10 protein-coding genes and 2 tRNA genes are annotated in these 16,867 nt (G+C 42.3%); 3 read left to right on the top strand and 9 right to left on the bottom strand.

All coding sequences use genetic code 11. From position 1 onward, the window contains the following. The first annotated feature begins 269 nt into the window (after window positions 1-269). Together QR40_RS24780 and QR40_RS24775 are read left to right on the top strand one after the other, a co-directional pair. Window positions 270-1,121 (top strand): helix-turn-helix domain-containing protein, encoded by an 852-nt coding sequence (locus QR40_RS24780; protein WP_044289497.1) that lies wholly within the window; start codon window positions 270-272, stop codon window positions 1,119-1,121. A gap of 264 nt (window positions 1,122-1,385) precedes the next feature. Then, window positions 1,386-2,903, top strand: a complete 1,518-nt coding sequence (locus tag QR40_RS24775; RefSeq protein WP_027294949.1) for a response regulator — start codon at window positions 1,386-1,388, stop codon at window positions 2,901-2,903. Between the two features lie 115 nt (window positions 2,904-3,018). Here QR40_RS24775 and QR40_RS24770 read toward each other — a convergent pair whose 3' ends face one another. The 7 genes from QR40_RS24770 to QR40_RS24740 all read right to left on the bottom strand — a co-directional run bounded on the left by QR40_RS24770 (window position 3,019) and on the right by QR40_RS24740 (window position 13,765). Then, window positions 3,019-4,131, bottom strand: coding sequence for a uroporphyrinogen decarboxylase/cobalamine-independent methonine synthase family protein (locus QR40_RS24770; protein WP_027294950.1), 1,113 nt, complete (start codon window positions 4,129-4,131; stop codon window positions 3,019-3,021). Window positions 4,132-4,264: 133 nt separating this feature from the next. Further along, window positions 4,265-5,107: an AraC family transcriptional regulator gene (locus QR40_RS24765; RefSeq protein WP_044297236.1), complete on the bottom strand. Its 843-nt coding sequence runs from the start codon at window positions 5,105-5,107 to the stop codon at window positions 4,265-4,267. Window positions 5,108-5,121: 14 nt separating this feature from the next. After that, window positions 5,122-6,399, bottom strand: a complete 1,278-nt coding sequence (locus QR40_RS24760; RefSeq protein WP_044297234.1) for a sensor domain-containing diguanylate cyclase — start codon at window positions 6,397-6,399, stop codon at window positions 5,122-5,124. A 146-nt stretch (window positions 6,400-6,545) separates the two neighbouring features. Further along, complete coding sequence (locus QR40_RS24755; protein ID WP_044297232.1) at window positions 6,546-9,245, bottom strand: InlB B-repeat-containing protein; 2,700 nt, start codon at window positions 9,243-9,245, stop codon at window positions 6,546-6,548. A 265-nt stretch (window positions 9,246-9,510) separates the two neighbouring features. Beyond that, window positions 9,511-9,596 (bottom strand) — tRNA-Leu (locus tag QR40_RS24750). A gap of 34 nt (window positions 9,597-9,630) precedes the next feature. Further along, window positions 9,631-9,712, bottom strand: a tRNA-Tyr gene (locus QR40_RS24745). Between the two features lie 138 nt (window positions 9,713-9,850). Beyond that, window positions 9,851-13,765 (bottom strand): PAS domain-containing protein, encoded by a 3,915-nt coding sequence (locus QR40_RS24740; protein ID WP_052431045.1) that lies wholly within the window; start codon window positions 13,763-13,765, stop codon window positions 9,851-9,853. Between the two features lie 196 nt (window positions 13,766-13,961). Between QR40_RS24740 and QR40_RS24735 the strand changes: the two genes are divergently transcribed. After that, window positions 13,962-14,885, top strand: a complete 924-nt coding sequence (locus QR40_RS24735) for an AEC family transporter (RefSeq protein ID WP_027294955.1) — start codon at window positions 13,962-13,964, stop codon at window positions 14,883-14,885. Here QR40_RS24735 and trpA read toward each other — a convergent pair. Then, window positions 14,875-15,648, bottom strand: a complete 774-nt coding sequence (trpA, locus tag QR40_RS24730; protein ID WP_044297231.1) for a tryptophan synthase subunit alpha — start codon at window positions 15,646-15,648, stop codon at window positions 14,875-14,877. The two genes, QR40_RS24735 and trpA, sit on opposite strands and share 11 nt — an antisense overlap. Further along, the gene (gene trpB / locus QR40_RS24725) at window positions 15,641-16,825 is read right to left on the bottom strand and encodes a tryptophan synthase subunit beta (RefSeq protein ID WP_044297230.1); all 1,185 of its coding nucleotides are present in this window, start codon (window positions 16,823-16,825) and stop codon (window positions 15,641-15,643) included. Before trpB ends, trpA begins: the two co-directional genes overlap by 8 nt. Window positions 16,826-16,867: the final 42 nt, after the last annotated feature.

Raw genomic sequence — 16,867 nt, 5'->3', positions numbered from 1 at the left:
ACCCGTACCAGCGAAATACTTAAGATCCGCTGCGTCACAAATGCGTACCTTTTTTGGACAGCAAAGGCTGGTGCCATAAATTTTTTTCATGCTCTTGTCTCATTAACTGTTTTATGAACTGTATTTTGTATTGTATTTTACCGCAAAATCTTATTGATATCTACTGTTTTTTCGTGAAGATCAGCTTGAATTACAGATATTTTGTGTTATTCTAATAGGGAGCATTAAAAATAATCAAATCATATATATTTAGGAAAGGCAATATTGAAATGAATCCAGACAATAAAGAACTCACAAATGATCCTCCGCTGTTTTTTATAAACCAGTTGAGGCGAAACAGCAGTTTCCGTATGCCCGAATCCCATTCTCACGACTGCTATGAACTTTATTACCTTCTGTCCGGCACACAGAAATTTTTTATTCAGCACACAGTACATGCCATGTGCCCCCATGACTTTGCCCTGATCTCCCCCGGACTCCTGCACCGCACTACATATTCCCAGGTATCTGCACACGAGAGAATTGTGATCATGTTTGATCCCTGCTATATTTCCGCACTTACGGATGCCTTCCCGGACCTGATAAAAGACAACTTTCTGGGAACACCCTGTTTGCATGTATCCGAGCTTTGTCATGAAGAAATTATGCAGACAATCAATCATCTTTTTCAGGAATTTGAACAAAAGGATGAATTTTCCACAATGTTAACGTCACAATCCCTGTGCCGGCTGCTTGTGCAGCTTACAAGGCTCAAGCAGGAAGAGCATACGCCTGCCCCTTCCCCTTTGACACCTCAGGACGAAGCCATAGGCAAAGCCGCCTTCTTCATCAGCCAGTCATACTGGCAGTCCATCACTTTGGAAGATGCCGCCAGAGAAGCCAATTTAAACCCTACCTACTTTTCCCGTAAGTTTAAAGCCGTTACCGGTTTTGGCTTTAAAGAATACCTGACACAGATCCGCATACAAAAAGCTTCTTATGAGCTCCTCCACACAAATGATTCTATTACCGAAATTGCAACACGCTGTGGTTTTGAAAACAGTAATTATTTTGGGGATTTGTTTTATAAGGTGAACGGGGCTTCACCAAGGGCTTATCGGAAAGCCAGAAAGTTGAAATGATTCTACTTTACAGGTGTTTGCCAAATATCTGAGCAGATGGTATTGCAATATTATATTTTGCTTTCCAGAATTTCAAGCGCCAGAATATATTCAACACAATTCCTACTAAAAAGCTTTTTTTCATCTGATTTAGAAGGCTTGTGTCTAAATTCTATCCACATTTCTTCAAGTCTTGACTTTCTTAAAACAATCCGCTAGTATAAAATATAGAAACAGCTGCCTTTGCGGCAGCATCAAACTTATGATAAGAAATGAGGCCCTGCTATGTATCGGGTATTAATTGTTGATGATGAACCTTTTGTGATTGAAGGAATGAAAACGGCCATTGACTGGACCGGTTTTAATTTTGAAATATGCTGCAGCACAACAAACCCTCTCCACGCTTTGGAATATCTGGAGAACAATCCGGTAGATCTGCTGATCACGGATATATCCATGCCCCAGATGGATGGACTGGAATTGATTCAAAGAGTGCGTAAAATAAACTCGCTGATCTCTATTTTAGTACTCTCTGCCTATGATAACTTTGAGTATGTCCGGACTGCTATGCGCCACGGTGCTGAAAATTATCTGTTGAAGCCGCTGAATCCAGATGAACTGGGAGAATCGATCAGCCGGATTGTCAGCCATCTGAAAGAACGCTCCACCCTTTCCAATACTTACGGTTCCATGATGCTGACTTTTCGAAGTATCTTTACGGAAAGCTGGGTGAAAGGGTCTCTCAGCGAAGACGAATTTATTACTCGCGCCCAGATGCTTGGCGTAAACCTGTATCTGAATAATTATACGGTGATGATTTTCACTGCGGATACGGGCATTTCTCAGACAACCGAGAAAATGTCCCATTTATTTGACTATCTGCTATCCCTTTTTGTGGGTACTTATATCAGTCACTTTTATTTTGAGACACCGTCCCGCCTGGTCTGTATTATCAGCAGTCCCACCACAGAGCTTCCCCTTGACAGTCTGTTGTCTGAACTGGAGAACGCCAGGGTAATCCTGAATTTCCCGTTTTTTGTTTCTACCGGGAATACCGTTAACAATTACGAGGATGTCAGTATCAGCTACCGGAATGCAAAAAAATATCTGTTTCTCCAGTACACTAAAATGAGCAGCTTTATCTATCAGGATATGGATCTGCCAATTACTTCTCTAAACGTCATTGAGCAGGACTACACCGATATTACAGAACAGGAATATCTTTCCCAGGTAACCGGTCTGTTGGATAAGGCACTTGATCCTTCCAAACATATTCCTTGTATTCTGTCTGTTTTAAGCTGGTGTACCTCACAGACAAGCACTGATCTGCAGCCACATGCTTCTATGATTGAATTATTAAAGTGCCTTAAGCCGGAAATACAAAATAATGCTGACATGATTTCTTATCTTCACACATTTATCCATACGGGATATGAAGTGCTATCCCAGAAGCAGCTGCTGCAGACTGCATCCTATCCCTGCGTAGATGCAGTCATTAATGCCGTACACGAATTCTCCGACAAGGATATTTCACTTAAAACCCTGGCAGCTAAGCTGAATATGCACCCATCCTATCTCGGAAATATCTTTCATCAGCAGACCGGATTTTATTTTAACGACTACCTGAATGATGAACGTCTGAAGTATGCAGCAGGGCTTTTGGAAAATTCAGATATGAAACTAAAAGACATCGTGGATAAGGCAGGGTTCTCCAGCCAGACTTACTTTAACCGCCTTTTTAAACGAAGATACGGTGCACCGCCAAATGCCTACCGGCGGGAATTGCGGGCGAAAAAGCTTTAATTGCATAAGAAGTATATATTTTTATAAAAAAGAACGCACCGGAGTAAATTTGAATTTATCAAACATCCTTCGGTGCAGTCTTTTATTTTAAAATGTTCGTTTTATAATGTTCGTTTTAAAATGTTCCTTTTACATCGCTCCAGTTTTTCTCCGCATAAGCAATCAACTGATTCGCCTGATCCAGAGGCATATCATTGAAGAAGAGGTATAAACCTTTGGAACCATATTTCTTAACAATTCTTTCGGTATTGCGGATCCAGTCATCAAATTCTCCGGAATATACCTTTACCCATAGAGCTTTATTGGCCGCCCTTGCTTTATCGTAAATCACATCCCACTCTTCCAGTGTTCCGTCCGGTCCATGGTCTCCGCTGGTCCATTGCAGTGCATTGATACCGTCCACTTCCATCAATGCATCCATATGCTTAATAGCATCCGGTCCATCCAGATGATACAGGACGTTATCCACTCCCTTAACTGCCTGTTTCAGTGAATCCAATACAAAGGTACGGAAATATTCCGGAGAGAGCAAAGCAGAATAATCACACTGCAGCTTCTGGGTTTTTCCGCTTCCGAATATCTGGAATACCGTGTATGCACTGCCTCCTTCATACTGGGCATATTTATAAAAGGCATCATAGTACTTCTGGTAGACATCGGTTACCTGCTGCACACGTCTGACTACCTCTTCATCATCGTCAATCATATCGTAGATCAGTTCCTGGGCTCCACGCAGAGATGCCAGAACATCTACATTTTCCATAAGATCCGGAATTGCAATTGGAAAATCATTTCCGATTAATTTCTTACATTCATCAAAAAGTGCAATATGTTTCTTAAACCATATATTATCCGGGTCAAAGACTAAAGGTTTACATTCTTCCCAGTCCTCTACACATGGCTCAAACCATACCGTTTTATCCTGAAATACAATTTCGCTTCCCAGATATCCTGCGATGGAACCGGGACCAAAATCAGCATTCAGATTCGGGAAACTTTCTCCCAGAAATTCATGCGTCTCGCAATAATGACGGAAGCGGTTTACAATTCCCTGGGCATTCATATATTTATCTTCCATATCCTTTGATTTTAACGCTGCGGGAAGTGAATACGGATAATATTCCGGTTTTATACCTGTTACACGCATAATCGGCCTGCCTGTATTCTGGCATTTCCAGTAATCATCAAATCTTTGTTTTGTGGCTTCCCAATCCTTTTTATACTGCATACCTGCTCCTCCTTCAAACCCCGGTTTCCATCCGTTCTGTCAAACTCCGGGGTTTCCTTATCTCCGCTATTTATAATCAAATCATATCATCGGAGGAGCCCAATTACTTGCCCAATATCCAGTATTTTTTGCACTATATTTGGATTTTCCGGTAAGTGCCCGGAGAGACTCCCTGCACCTTTTTAAATATCCTGTTAAAATAAGACACGCTGTTAAATCCGGTCTTCATTGCAATTTCCGTTATATTCATCTCTGTAGTGGTCAGCAGCATACATGCCTGGTTAATCCTGAGCTGGTCAATATATTCAAATATCCTCATATGAAGAATATTTTTAAAACAGGAACAGAGGTAACTTTTGTTCATCATTGCCACTTTTGCCATTTCATCCAGCTCCAGCTGTTCCATATAGTGTTCATGGATATAATCCAAAACGGGCTGCAGCCGGATAAACGGCTTGTGCCGCTTCCCAAAATCCTCTTCCAGGCAGCTGTCTATATAGAATCGGTAGAGTCTGGCAAGAAACAGCTGGGTCCAGGATTTTACAAACAGCTCCCATCCCGTATGTTTTCCGGCATATTCATCACATATATGTTCCAGGTCCTCCTGAAGTCCGATATATCCCTCCTGGCTTGGTCTGATCCGGTTGGTAAAGTTAGGGCTTCGGTTGAAAAAAGGTTCCAGAAACTGATATCCCTGATTTTTGTCCCAGAAAAAAGCCGGATCAAACACAATCACCTTAAGCTGCAGACTCCCGTCATGAACTGCCATATGGCGTTCCAGGTTATTAATGATAAAAATATCGCCTTCACATATTTCATATTCTTTTTCTTCAATCAGATAGAAACCCGTTCCTGAAATAACGTAATTAATTTCCAGAAAATCATGGGAATGAAAATACATCTGCCTTGAATTTGAAATGAATATCCGATAAGGAAACTCCGGTTTGAAGACCATCTTATCTTTGATACTGTCCATGTTAAACTTCTCCCTTATTCTATCATCCTATACTTTGAAATATCCATAATGAATTCAACATGAGCCTTAATTCCGTTCCAGTTAATTATTTTCCCTTTCATTAATAACTCTGTTCCTGAATATGGTACCTTAAACCTGCGCTCGCAGAACGATTCCCTTTTCATACTGGAGATCTTGCAAAATGGGCATGGATCGTTCAAATGCATCAATTCCTTGTAGCATTTTTTTCCAATATAAGTATTCCCCTGTGTATTTGCCATCTGGCGTGCTAATTTATTCATATATAACAGTTCATAATTTTCTACATTGCAGATATAAATTGCATTCGTTCCTTCATCCAGCAGCCATTCCATATTCCGCAGCAATAAAGAAGATGGCGATGACATTAATTCTCCAAAAAAACGGTATTGATTCTTCCCATTGTTTTTGGCAAACAGCAGCGCTTTATCTGCCTTTGTATATAACTCCATATACTGAAATCCATCTTTGGGAACCCGGCTGATACCCATCGAACAGGACATGTAAATTTTACTGTCCTGGTAATCATACTCCGCACATGAAATGCGGAAAAATTTTTGAATGAGCATGGTCAGTTCCTCTTCCATAGAGATTCGGGTAACAAAAACTGCAAACTCGTCACCACCCATACGCGCAACAAAACTTCCTTCACCAAAGGTTTCTTTGAGAAGTTTCGTAATCCTGCAAAGAATCTCATCTCCCTTCGTATGCCCCAGGAAATCATTAATCTGCTTGAAATTATCAATATCCAGCATTAAAAATGCTGACATATCCGTTTCGTGCCCGCTCAGATATTTTTCGATCTTCTGCTCAAAACTGATCCGGTTCAGCGCTCCCGTAAGGCTATCCCGCTCCGCCAGCTCACTTAGATGTCTTTGGGTATTTCTCTCCTCGCTGATATCCATAAAGATAGCGTAATAGATTGGAAATCCTCCCTCTTCCCGAATCCTCAGGGCAGACAGATGGATCCAGACAACTCCTCCGTCCTTATGCCTGATCCGATAAGTTGCATCAATTTTTCTATTTTCTGATAAAGCCGCTATTATTTCATTATTTAATTCCTTGCGGTCTTCTTCCAAAACGATCTCAATTGCATCAGATTCCACTATCTCCCAGTATTCTTCTCGTGAGTGACCGCTTAACGCACAAACTCCATCATTAAAATACAATATCTTCAACGGATCTGCCAGTTTATAAATTGCGATTCCTCCGGGAATATGATTGATTAAATAATTCAAATCAAACTCATAGGTCCCTTTCTCTTCTTCCTGCATATAATTCTCCTTATACGAAACTTTTAGGCTGCAATTCTATTAATTGCTATTCTATCACACTAGTTAAACTTTCACCATCAAATCCGTATCGTAACTTTATCATTTTCCAACATAGACAGAATTCAAATGGAAAACCGACACATCACTTATTTTTTAATTGGTAACTTCTTTACACTGCTGAATTTACCATAGATTTTTTTTCCTGCGGAGTCGAACTTATAGGCACGTACCTTCACATAGTAGGTCTTTCTTTTCTTAAGCCTTGTAACTGCCTTTTTTATCTTCGTTGTATATACCTTCTTTTTTCCTTTGGTAAATGAGGAATTCGATCCGTATAAGATCTGGTATCCCGCTGCTCCTTTGACTCCTTTGAAAGCAATATCCATGCGCCCTTTCTTTTTATTGTAAAGTTTTAATGAGTTTACACGCCCCACAGTGACTTTGCTCCAATGCGCATAGAGCATCTGGTCCTGATTCAAATTAACTCTGGTTTGGGATGTAATCTTCTTTCCACGGCTTTTCGCCGTATACCACCCTGTGAATCTGTATCCGGATCTTGCAGGTGCCGGAAGGGAGCCATAGGAATCCCCGTTCTTTACACCTCTTCCGGAAAACTTCTTTTTTCCACCGTTGCTGTTAAACTGTACCTGATAAATAATTTCTTTCCATCTGGCATACAGATTCTGGTTTCCGGTCTGTCTGAAATTAGATTTACCGGTAATCTGAGTTCCTCCGGATCTGGAATTAAACCATCCGGCAAACTGATATCCCTGTCTGACCGGCACCGGCAGACTTCCGTAAGCACTTCCGTAAGCTATCGTTTTTTCCTTTACAGACAGACTGCCACCCTCCGGCTGAAACAAAATTTTATAACCGCAGGGCCGCCAGGCGGCATATAATGTATGATTAGCAGCTGTGCCCACAATTGTCTCTTCTGCCACTCTGCTTCCTCCGCTTTTCATTGTATACCACCCTGCAAATTCATATCCTGTTCTTTTTGCCACCGGCAGGATTTCATAGGCATATCCTAGCCGCACCATAATCTGGTTCTGGGATACCGTTCCGCCATTACCGTCAAACAATACAACCAGTGCGTTTATGTTATTTCCCTTTTTTACATGATCATTATTTTCCCCCCTGGTGGTCAGGATACGGTCAATATTCTGAACATTCTCTGTATAGTGAACCGTCAATCCATTTCCATCCAGCCCTGTTTTCTCAAAACACTTTGCATAATATTCCGGATTAGCCTTAATGATTATTTCACCCTGCAGCCGGTAGCAATATTGAAACGTATTTGAAATATTGGAAACCCCCTCCGGAATATCCGGCGCCTCTGTCAACTCCGTACAGCCTGAGAATAACGAAGAAATATTATCTGCACTCTGTGGAATATCTGTTGCCTTTTTTAGGCTGCTGCATCCCCGAAAAGTTCTCCATAAATCGGTGACTCCTGCCGGGATCACAGGCGCCTCCTCCAGACTTGTACAACCCTCAAATGCACTTCGCATAACCAAAACCTCTGCCGGTATCTCCGGGGCCTGCTCCAGGTTTTTGCATCCCATGAAGGTAAATGCCAGTGTATACAGCTTCTTTGGCAGAACAGGGGCTTTTTGCAGACTCGTACAGTCTTGAAAAGCTCCATACAAGGACGTAACCTGATCATTAAATTCGGGGACTTCAACAAGATTTATGCATCCGGCAAAGGCTCTTGATACTATTCTTATGCTGTCCGGTAAATCTCCCGCTTTAACCATGCTGATACAATTTTCAAAGGTATTATACAGCCGTTGTACTCCCTGGGGAATTACCGGCATTTCTGTAAGGCTGCTGCACTCCTGAAATGTCCTGTCCATATCTTGCAGGCTCTTTGCAGATAAATCCGCTTTCTTCAAACTTCTGCATGAATAAAAAGTACGTGTAACCGACTCCAGGGAATCACTTTCTATAGAAATCTGCTGTAATTCACCACAAAACCGAAAAGCTTCATTTGCCGTCCTTAAGCTGTGGCTGTAGATATCCGGAACCGCTTTTAACTGATAGCACTCTGCAAAAGTACCATCCATATTTGTTACATTGGGGGGAATTTCGGGACCATATTCCAAATTAATGCAATTAAGAAACATATAACTGATGTCCCGTGCCGATTCCGGAAGCTTTGGTGCTGACATTAAATTTTGGCAGCCCTGGAATGCACTGTTCAAATTCAGGACACCTTCCGGTATCTCTGGTGCCTCTGACAGCCGGGTGCATCCCTTAAAAGTATTCTGCATTTCTTCAATACCTGGTGGTAATCTGTCTGCATAGATGAAATTCTTACAATTTTTAAACGCCTCGTTCATCGTACGTACCCCATTTGGAAGCCCTGTAACTGATTCCAGATTCCCACATTCAAAAAAAGCTTTGTACATACTGTTATTGCGGAAACGAACCCCATCCTGAAAGGATACGGTTCTTATATGATTATTTTGGAAAAACGGTCCTGTACTCAGATATTCATAACTGCTGGTCCCTACGACGGTATCCATAATTTCCACCCCATAAACGTTTCCGTCTTTTACAACAGTACCAGGCACTTCCACATCAGTGTCAGCTCCCTTATATTCTGTAAGAGTTACCGTAAATGTGCTTTCATCCCACTCGCAAAGCCAGGATGACATATCCGTATCCTGGGAAATCACGTCCTCTTCCACTGCCAAAATACGTTCTGTTTCATCTCCTTCATCCCTCTGTACAGCTTGCTCATTATCCAGCACCGCTTCTGCCTCTGCCGGAAAATAAAAAGCCATAGTTAGTAATACTGCCAGCATTATTGCTCTTATTGCTGTTTTGCATCTCTTTCTCATTTCTTTCTCCCTCCTGCCGGTTCTTTCCTCAATTAGAGTAAATCCCCTTCCTTTATCATACATTATAAGACATTATTATCGTTTTTGCCAGAGCGTTGAAAATGCTTCCTGCAAGATATGTCTTCCAAAAGCAGCAAAAGGGAATAAGGCATAAAGTACCGCAAATGATTTACTCAAAGATCTCAAACACTGGATCAGCAGAAAAATGAAAAGATAAAAAAAGGATAAACCCACTATACGGGTCTATCCTTTTTATTTTCGAGAATGCCGGCGACCGGAATCGAACCGGTACGGGAGATTAGTCCCGCAGGATTTTAAGTCCTGTGCGTCTGCCAGTTCCGCCACGCCGGCATAAAAATAGATTGCTCAGGCAATCTATTTTCAATGGATGGAGGTGGATTCGAACCACCGAAGCAATTTGCAGCAGATTTACAGTCTGTCCCCTTTGGCCACTCGGGAATCCATCCATATGCATTGATCTTTTACAAGATCAATGTTCTAATTTTGTTCTGACAAGATATATTTATATCACAACTAAGAACAAAATGCAAGGCTTTTTTTCGAATTATTCAAAATAATTCCAAATGCTGACACAATGAGCACCATCACGATCCTTTCAGACACTTTTGCAGGGTATCAAAAAGGACTTCCGTTTCTATGGGCTTGGATAAATGTCCATTCATTCCGCTGGCCATGGACTTTTTTGTGTCCTCACTGAATGCATTGGCAGTCATCGCAATAATCGGAATTGATCTGGCATCTTCACGCCCGGAGGTACGGATCCCTTTTGTAGCTTCCAGTCCGTCCATAACCGGCATTCGAATATCCATCAGCACAGCGTCATAGTAATAAGGCGGATGATTTATATACATATCCAGCGCCTGCTGCCCATCTCCCACAGCTTCAATAATAAAGCCGTTCATTTCTAAAATGGTACTGGCAATTTCCTGATTTAACTCATTATCTTCTGCCAGCAGGATTCGTTTTCCATCAAAATCATAATCACATTTCACTTCTTCTTCATAAGGTACTTCAATTTCGTCTGAACCATATGCAAATGTCAGTGTAAAATAAAATACTGATCCTGCCCCCGGCTCACTCTGCACCTCCAGGTTCCCACCCATCATCTGTACCAGTCTGCTGGATATGGCAAGCCCCAGACCGGTTCCTCCGTATTTAGAAGAAGTTTTCTTTCCTTCCTGTTCGAATGCAGTGAAGATTCTGCCAAGAGCTTCTTTGTTAATCCCTATTCCATTGTCTTTCACAGAGAAATGCAGTACAACCTGGGCTGCCTCTTCCTTCAGAGGATCAATATTTACGATTACCTGTCCGCCCACACCGGTAAATTTCAATGCATTTCCTACAATATTTACCATAACCTGGTTGAGACGTAATTCATCAGCGATAATTCTGCGGTTGTTGATATAGCGATTCTCGATCCTGAAATCAATGTTTTTACGTTGGGCCTGCGGCATCATCAACGATTCCAGATCATCCATTTGTCTTTTCAGATCCATGCTCTCTTCGTTTATCTCAATTTTACCGCTTTCTATCCTGGACATATCCAACACATCGTTCACAAGATTCAGCAGGTAGGTATTGGCTGATTCAATTTTATTCAGACAATCCATCGCCTTCTCTTTATCATTCAGAACTGTTTTTGCAATGGCAGTCATTCCCGTAATGGCATTCATAGGTGTCCTTATCTCATGGGACATCCTGGATAAAAAGTCTGTTTTCGCCTGACTCACAGCATCTGCCCTGGCTTTCATAATAAATGAAAATATGATCTTAGCCATTTCCTTCACCAGTTTGCGCTGCTCCTTCGTCCACACATAATCACCTTTCCGGATCTCAAAACTTAACGTTCCGGTTATTTTTCCATGATTCCAAATGGCGGAGATCAGGCATGATGGGATCTTGGAAACCCTCGGGTTCATCCGGTCGCACAGCCCCTCTTCATCAAATATCTGATCTATTTTGCTGACTTCTTCTCTGAATATATAAAAATCCCGATCCATTTCAAGATCCGACAGGTTTCCAGCCCACTGGTAAGTATAACGGTAACTTAAATATTCGTAATCCATCTCCATAATGGTAACCCTGTCAAAATGATAGGTTTTGCCGATTCTGGATAACAGCAGGAAAATGGCATCATCCAGACTTTTCGCCTTCCCCAGAAGCTCCAGGGCAAAGGAGGTCAGGTCCTCTTCCCGGTATTTTACCGGTCTGCCAATTTCATTGATAAAATGAGCTTCTTTATAGAGTTCCGTAAGTACCGTCCCCAGTTCATTTGAGGTATCCAGGTAACAGCATGCACGGCCCCTTTCATACTCTTTTGCATATTTCAGAGTACTTTCCGCACACCGGTAAAGCCCGCTGTATTCGTCTACAACCTCGGTAACACACATCCCGATGGTAACCGAAACCCGCACCTTGCTTTGCCCTGAAACCACCAGATTCTGTACCATCGCAGCAATCTTAGGCCCCAGTATAGTTGCTCTTCCTTTTGTACAGCCTTTTAAAAAAAGCATGAATTCATCGCCGCCCAAACGGATCAGTATATCATCTTCCTGTGTTTCAGACTTAAGGATCACCGCCACTTCCTGCAAAATAGCGTCTGCAAATACGCTGCCTTCTTCATCATTTACCTTCTGGAAATCATCCATATCCAGGAGCATTAGCCCGCAGATTTCATCCGGGCTTTTCTGCTCCATGTACTCCCGCGCCAGGCGGATACCCGCTTCCTTTGTATACAAACCAGTCAGCCCGTCCCTGTATTTCGCCTCCTCCAGCGCGAATTCCTTTTCTTTCTCTGACTGGATGTTGCGCATTTTACCGATCATTTTAACCATATTTCCTTCATCATCATAGATCGTTGTGCCGGATATCCGGGACCACACAGTATGGGAACTGCCCACATGAGGTGCCAATTTAATATCTATTTCTTTCCCTGCCCTGCCCAGCATAAAATCCCGTAAATATGCCGCATCCTTTTCCCCGGCTAAAGAGTACAGCTCTTTTTTGAGAAAATCAGGTACGATTTCTTCTGTATCATTTTTTCCCTTTGTCTCAGACAGGGTACCATAAGACCGATACTGGTCCTCGCGGACATCATATTCAAAAATAACTGCCGGGGAACTTTCAATGGCAATGCGAAACCTCTGGTGTTCTTCTTCCAATTCCAGTTCCAGTTTCTTCTTTTCCGTTATATCCACCATAACGCGCTGAATGATATTTCCGCCGCTACTAGACATCATCAGCTCTGTCGTTCCATATACCCAAAGAATATCAGACGAGGGTCCCAGAATCCTGTATTCAAATTGAAAGCGGTCACCCGGGTTTTTTAATTTATTGATCTTATCAATGATAACCTGGCGATCCTCTTCATAAATTCTGTTATAAAATTCATTCATACCCAGTTTATAGCATTCATCTTCTGACTCATACCCCAGAATCCGAAGTGCTTCGTGATTCAGTGTCAAAGCAGAGAACTCCCCGTCCTCCAATTGGTACCGTAGAATTCCGCACATCATAGAATCGTAAATGCTGTCTAAGAGTTCTTTCTGAGATGCCATTTTCTGATTTGCTTCTTCCATTTCCGTAACATCCAGATAAATGCTGTTGATAATAACTTCTCCATCTTCATTTCTGACCTTCTTACCACTGTCAATGATCCATTTCAAAGATCCGTCCCTGCAAGCTATCCTGTATTTAATGGCATAATCCATACTGCCATCCCGAAATGCCTCTTCACACTCTTTTAAAACCCTTGGGAGATCCTCCGGATACACAGCACCTACGGCGCTGCCTTTGGTCACTTCCATAAACTCATCCCTGGTATAGCCAAACATACTGCACAATTCATCGCTTAGATAGGCATATGTATACATATTATCATCGATACTGATTTTCAGCCCGCCCTGTATCGCATCCAGGACAACCTGTATCTGATGGTTTTTCTGCATATACTCATCATAAGTCTGCTTTTGTACCTGAACAGCCTTCTGAAATTCCAGCTCCTTTTTCTTCAGCTCTTCTTCAACCTCTTCCATTTTCTTTTCCAGGTAAGAGTATGCCTTACGTCCCTCTTCATTTGGAAAAAGATCTCCCGTTTCCATTTTTTGATATGGGTTTGAATTATGAATATGAACACATTCAAAGGTGTCAGCTTTCCTTCGGAATATAAATGTAATACGCTGATGTTCTTCAATGCACAGACCAGTCTCTTCGTTGGCAGCAACCCAGAATAATCCACTGCATAAATACATCCCGGTTCCAAGTTCCGTCACTTCAAATTCTTCGTCCCATATATGACATGGCGGAATCTTTCCCTTAAACATCTGAAAATATTTTGCGGTCTCTTCCCCGGACTCCCGATGCTGTTCCTCCCCGGCTCCAATCCAGGTGATATCCGGAGCAAATACTGCTGTTACGGCATCTTCATCATTTTCAACATAATGCTTCTCCAAAATCCAATGGGCAAATTGTTTTACCTCTGTTTTTATATGATCATTCATAGTAATCCCTCTAAACATTACGCCATCCTTTTGGATGAACATATGTAGCCGCTTCATATTATACTTTAATCCCATTATAGATAAGAAACCGTCAAAATACAAGCAGCAAAAATTTCCCTTTTCACCACCTTTTAAAAATGCTATACTGAATGAAAATAAAAGCCCTTTTTAAGTGGGTTTTAAACTGAGGTGACATATGAATTTTTTATTGAAACCACTAGCTTTTCTTCTTATAATTTTCGGCGGGTACCTCTTAAAACGTTTTGGGTTTTTTAAAGAAACGGATTATCCCCTCATTACGAAAATTGTGTTGAACATTACACTCCCCGCTGCTGTTATTAACGGCTTCGGAGGCTTCCAGCGTGATACTTCCCTGTTTTTAATCATTGTACTGGGCTTTATGTGCAGTTTTCTGCCATTGCTCATCACTTTCCTCTTATCCAAAAGAATGTCTAAAGAACGCCGTGTATTTACGATGATCAACTCCTCCGGTTATAATATCGGCTGTTTTGCACTGCCGGTAGTCCAGAGTTTTTTCGGTCCTGCCGGAACTGTTGTAACCTGCCTGTTTGATACCGGGAACTCCATGATTATGACCGGGGGATCCTATGCTGTTACTTCCTCCCTGCTTCACACCAATCCGGGAGAAAAAACGAGCATTTCTTCTATAATAAAGAAACTTGCATCTTCCATTCCCTTTGATACCTATATGCTGATGCTTCTGCTGGCAATCTTCAATATCCGGATACCGGATGGGGTAATCACTTTTGTAAGTCCCTTTGCATCCGCTAACAGTTTCTTAGCCATGTTAATGCTTGGGCTGATGTTCAAACCGGTCCGCAATCCATTATACATAAAAGATACGATCCTTGTGGTGGCAGTAAGACTTTTATTTAGTACCTGCTTTTCCCTGTTTTTATACTGGTGCACCCCATTTTCTCTGGAAATCCGACAGATCCTGGCCGTTGTGGCATTTGCCCCCATCGGATCACTTGCTCCGGCATTTACGGAAAAATGTCATGGCGACGGGTCCCTCTCCAGCTTTGCAAATTCTATTTCTGTTATTGTGAGTCTGATTATTATGACCGGGATGGTGGTTGTGATGGGCATCACCGCATAACTGCCGCTTTCATTTCCCGGACATATTGTGCAACAGCCGATACCGCGTTTTCTCCATGCTTTGCAACCAGTTTCACAATTGCGGAACCCACAATTGCACCGTCTGACACTCTCGCCATTGCAGCTGCCTGTTCCGACGTAGAGATACCAAATCCCACTGCACAAGGGACATCTGTCTCTTCTTTTACCATTTTTGTCATCTCGGCAATATTCGTCTTAATCTCGCTTCTGACTCCGGTAACCCCAAGAGAAGATACACAATACACAAAGCCTTTTGCCTCTTTTGCAATCATCCGAATCCGCTCATGAGAAGTGGGGGCTATGAGGGAAATAAGGTCTACATCATACTGTTCGCATACACCGGAAAGCTCCTCTTTCTCTTCATAAGGCAGATCCGGCACAATGATCCCATCCATACCGCATTCCACGCAGCGTTTCATAAATTTCTCTTTCCCATAAGTATAAATAGGATTTACATAAGTAAGGAATACCATAGGAACGGTGACCTTCTGTCTGGCACGAAAAATCATATCAAATAATTTGTCGGTGGTACAGCCAGCCTCCAGTGCCCGCTCATTTGCTTCCTGGATTACAATCCCTTCTGCAATGGGGTCTGAAAAAGGGATTCCGATTTCTATCAAATCTGCCCCTGCATCCTGCATGGCATACAATAACTGTTCTGTTACATCTAATGTGGGATCTCCTCCCGTAACGAAAGGAATAAATGCTTTTCCATTTTCAAATGCTTTTCTAATATTACTCATAGATATTCACTCCTCTGTATCTTGCGATCGCCGCAACGTCTTTATCTCCGCGTCCTGAAATGTTAATTACAATAATTTTATCTTTATCCATGGCAGGTGCCAGTTTTCTGGCATATGCTACTGCATGGGCACTTTCAATTGCCGGAATAATTCCCTCTTTTCTGGAAAGATATTCAAATGCCTCCACTGCTTCGGTATCCGTAACAGGTACATACTGTGCTCTCTTAATTTCAGCAAGATGGGCATGTTCCGGTCCTATCCCCGGATAATCCAGACCTGCTGAAATAGAATATACCGGAGCAATCTGACCATACTCATCCTGGCAGAAGAGGGATTTCATTCCATGGAATACGCCTTCGCTTCCCCTGGCAATGGTAGCTGCATGTTTTTCCGTATCTACGCCCAGTCCTGCTGCCTCGCATCCGATCAACTGTACTTGGGTATCCTCTATAAACTCATAAAATGCACCCATTGCATTGCTTCCGCCGCCTACACAGGCAATTACGGCATCCGGAAGTCTTCCTTCTGCTAATTGTATCTGTTCTTTGATTTCCTTGCTGATAATTCTCTGGAAATCACGCACGATGGTAGGAAATGGATGTGGTCCCATAACAGAACCTAAAACATAGAGCGTGTCATCGCAGCGGCTCGTCCACTCTCTCATTGTTTCATTGACGGCGTCCTTAAGCGTCTGAGTTCCGCTGGTAACAGAATGAACCTTGGCGCCTAACAGCTCCATACGGAATACATTCAGCGCCTGACGGTCTGTATCTTCTTTTCCCATGAAAATCTCGCATTCCATGCCCATTAAAGCCGCCGCTGTTGCCGTTGCCACACCATGCTGCCCCGCTCCTGTCTCTGCAATAACACGGGTCTTTCCCATTTTCTTAGCCAGCAGCACCTGCCCCAGTACATTATTAATCTTATGGGAACCGGTATGATTCAGATCCTCTCTTTTTAAGTAAATCTTAGCGCCTCCCAGATCCTCTGTCATCTTCTCTGCATAATATAACAGTGATGGCCTTCCGGCATAATTTTTATATAAATCATCCAATTCTGCAATAAATTCCGGATCCTTGCTGTATTTATCATATGCTGCTTCTAATTCATATACTGCATTCATCAGTGTTTCCGGAATATACTGTCCGCCATATTCCCCAAATCTTCCTTTGCTCATAATTCTACCTCTTTTCTGATTACTCTTATTTGATTTCACTCC

Source organism: Robinsoniella peoriensis, from assembly GCF_000797495.1.
Lineage (GTDB): Bacteria > Bacillota > Clostridia > Lachnospirales > Lachnospiraceae > Robinsoniella > Robinsoniella peoriensis.
Note: the sequence above shows the minus strand (reverse complement) of the source record. Positions and strands in the feature narration are given on the sequence as shown.

Bases quoted from the DNA above. Each gene is read 5' to 3' on its own strand.
- trpA (WP_044297231.1), bottom strand. From the start codon at position 15,648: ATGAGTAATATTAGAAAAGCATTTGAAAATGGAAAAGCATTTATTCCT.
- QR40_RS24770 (WP_027294950.1), bottom strand. From the start codon at position 4,131: ATGCAGTATAAAAAGGATTGGGAAGCCACAAAACAAAGATTTGATGAT.
- QR40_RS24780 (WP_044289497.1), top strand. From the start codon at position 270: ATGAATCCAGACAATAAAGAACTCACAAATGATCCTCCGCTGTTTTTT.
- QR40_RS24760 (WP_044297234.1), bottom strand. From the start codon at position 6,399: ATGCAGGAAGAAGAGAAAGGGACCTATGAGTTTGATTTGAATTATTTA.
- QR40_RS24735 (WP_027294955.1), top strand. From the start codon at position 13,962: ATGAATTTTTTATTGAAACCACTAGCTTTTCTTCTTATAATTTTCGGC.
- QR40_RS24765 (WP_044297236.1), bottom strand. From the start codon at position 5,107: ATGGACAGTATCAAAGATAAGATGGTCTTCAAACCGGAGTTTCCTTAT.
- QR40_RS24755 (WP_044297232.1), bottom strand. From the start codon at position 9,245: ATGAGAAAGAGATGCAAAACAGCAATAAGAGCAATAATGCTGGCAGTA.
- QR40_RS24775 (WP_027294949.1), top strand. From the start codon at position 1,386: ATGTATCGGGTATTAATTGTTGATGATGAACCTTTTGTGATTGAAGGA.
- QR40_RS24740 (WP_052431045.1), bottom strand. From the start codon at position 13,765: ATGAATGATCATATAAAAACAGAGGTAAAACAATTTGCCCATTGGATT.
- trpB (WP_044297230.1), bottom strand. From the start codon at position 16,825: ATGAGCAAAGGAAGATTTGGGGAATATGGCGGACAGTATATTCCGGAA.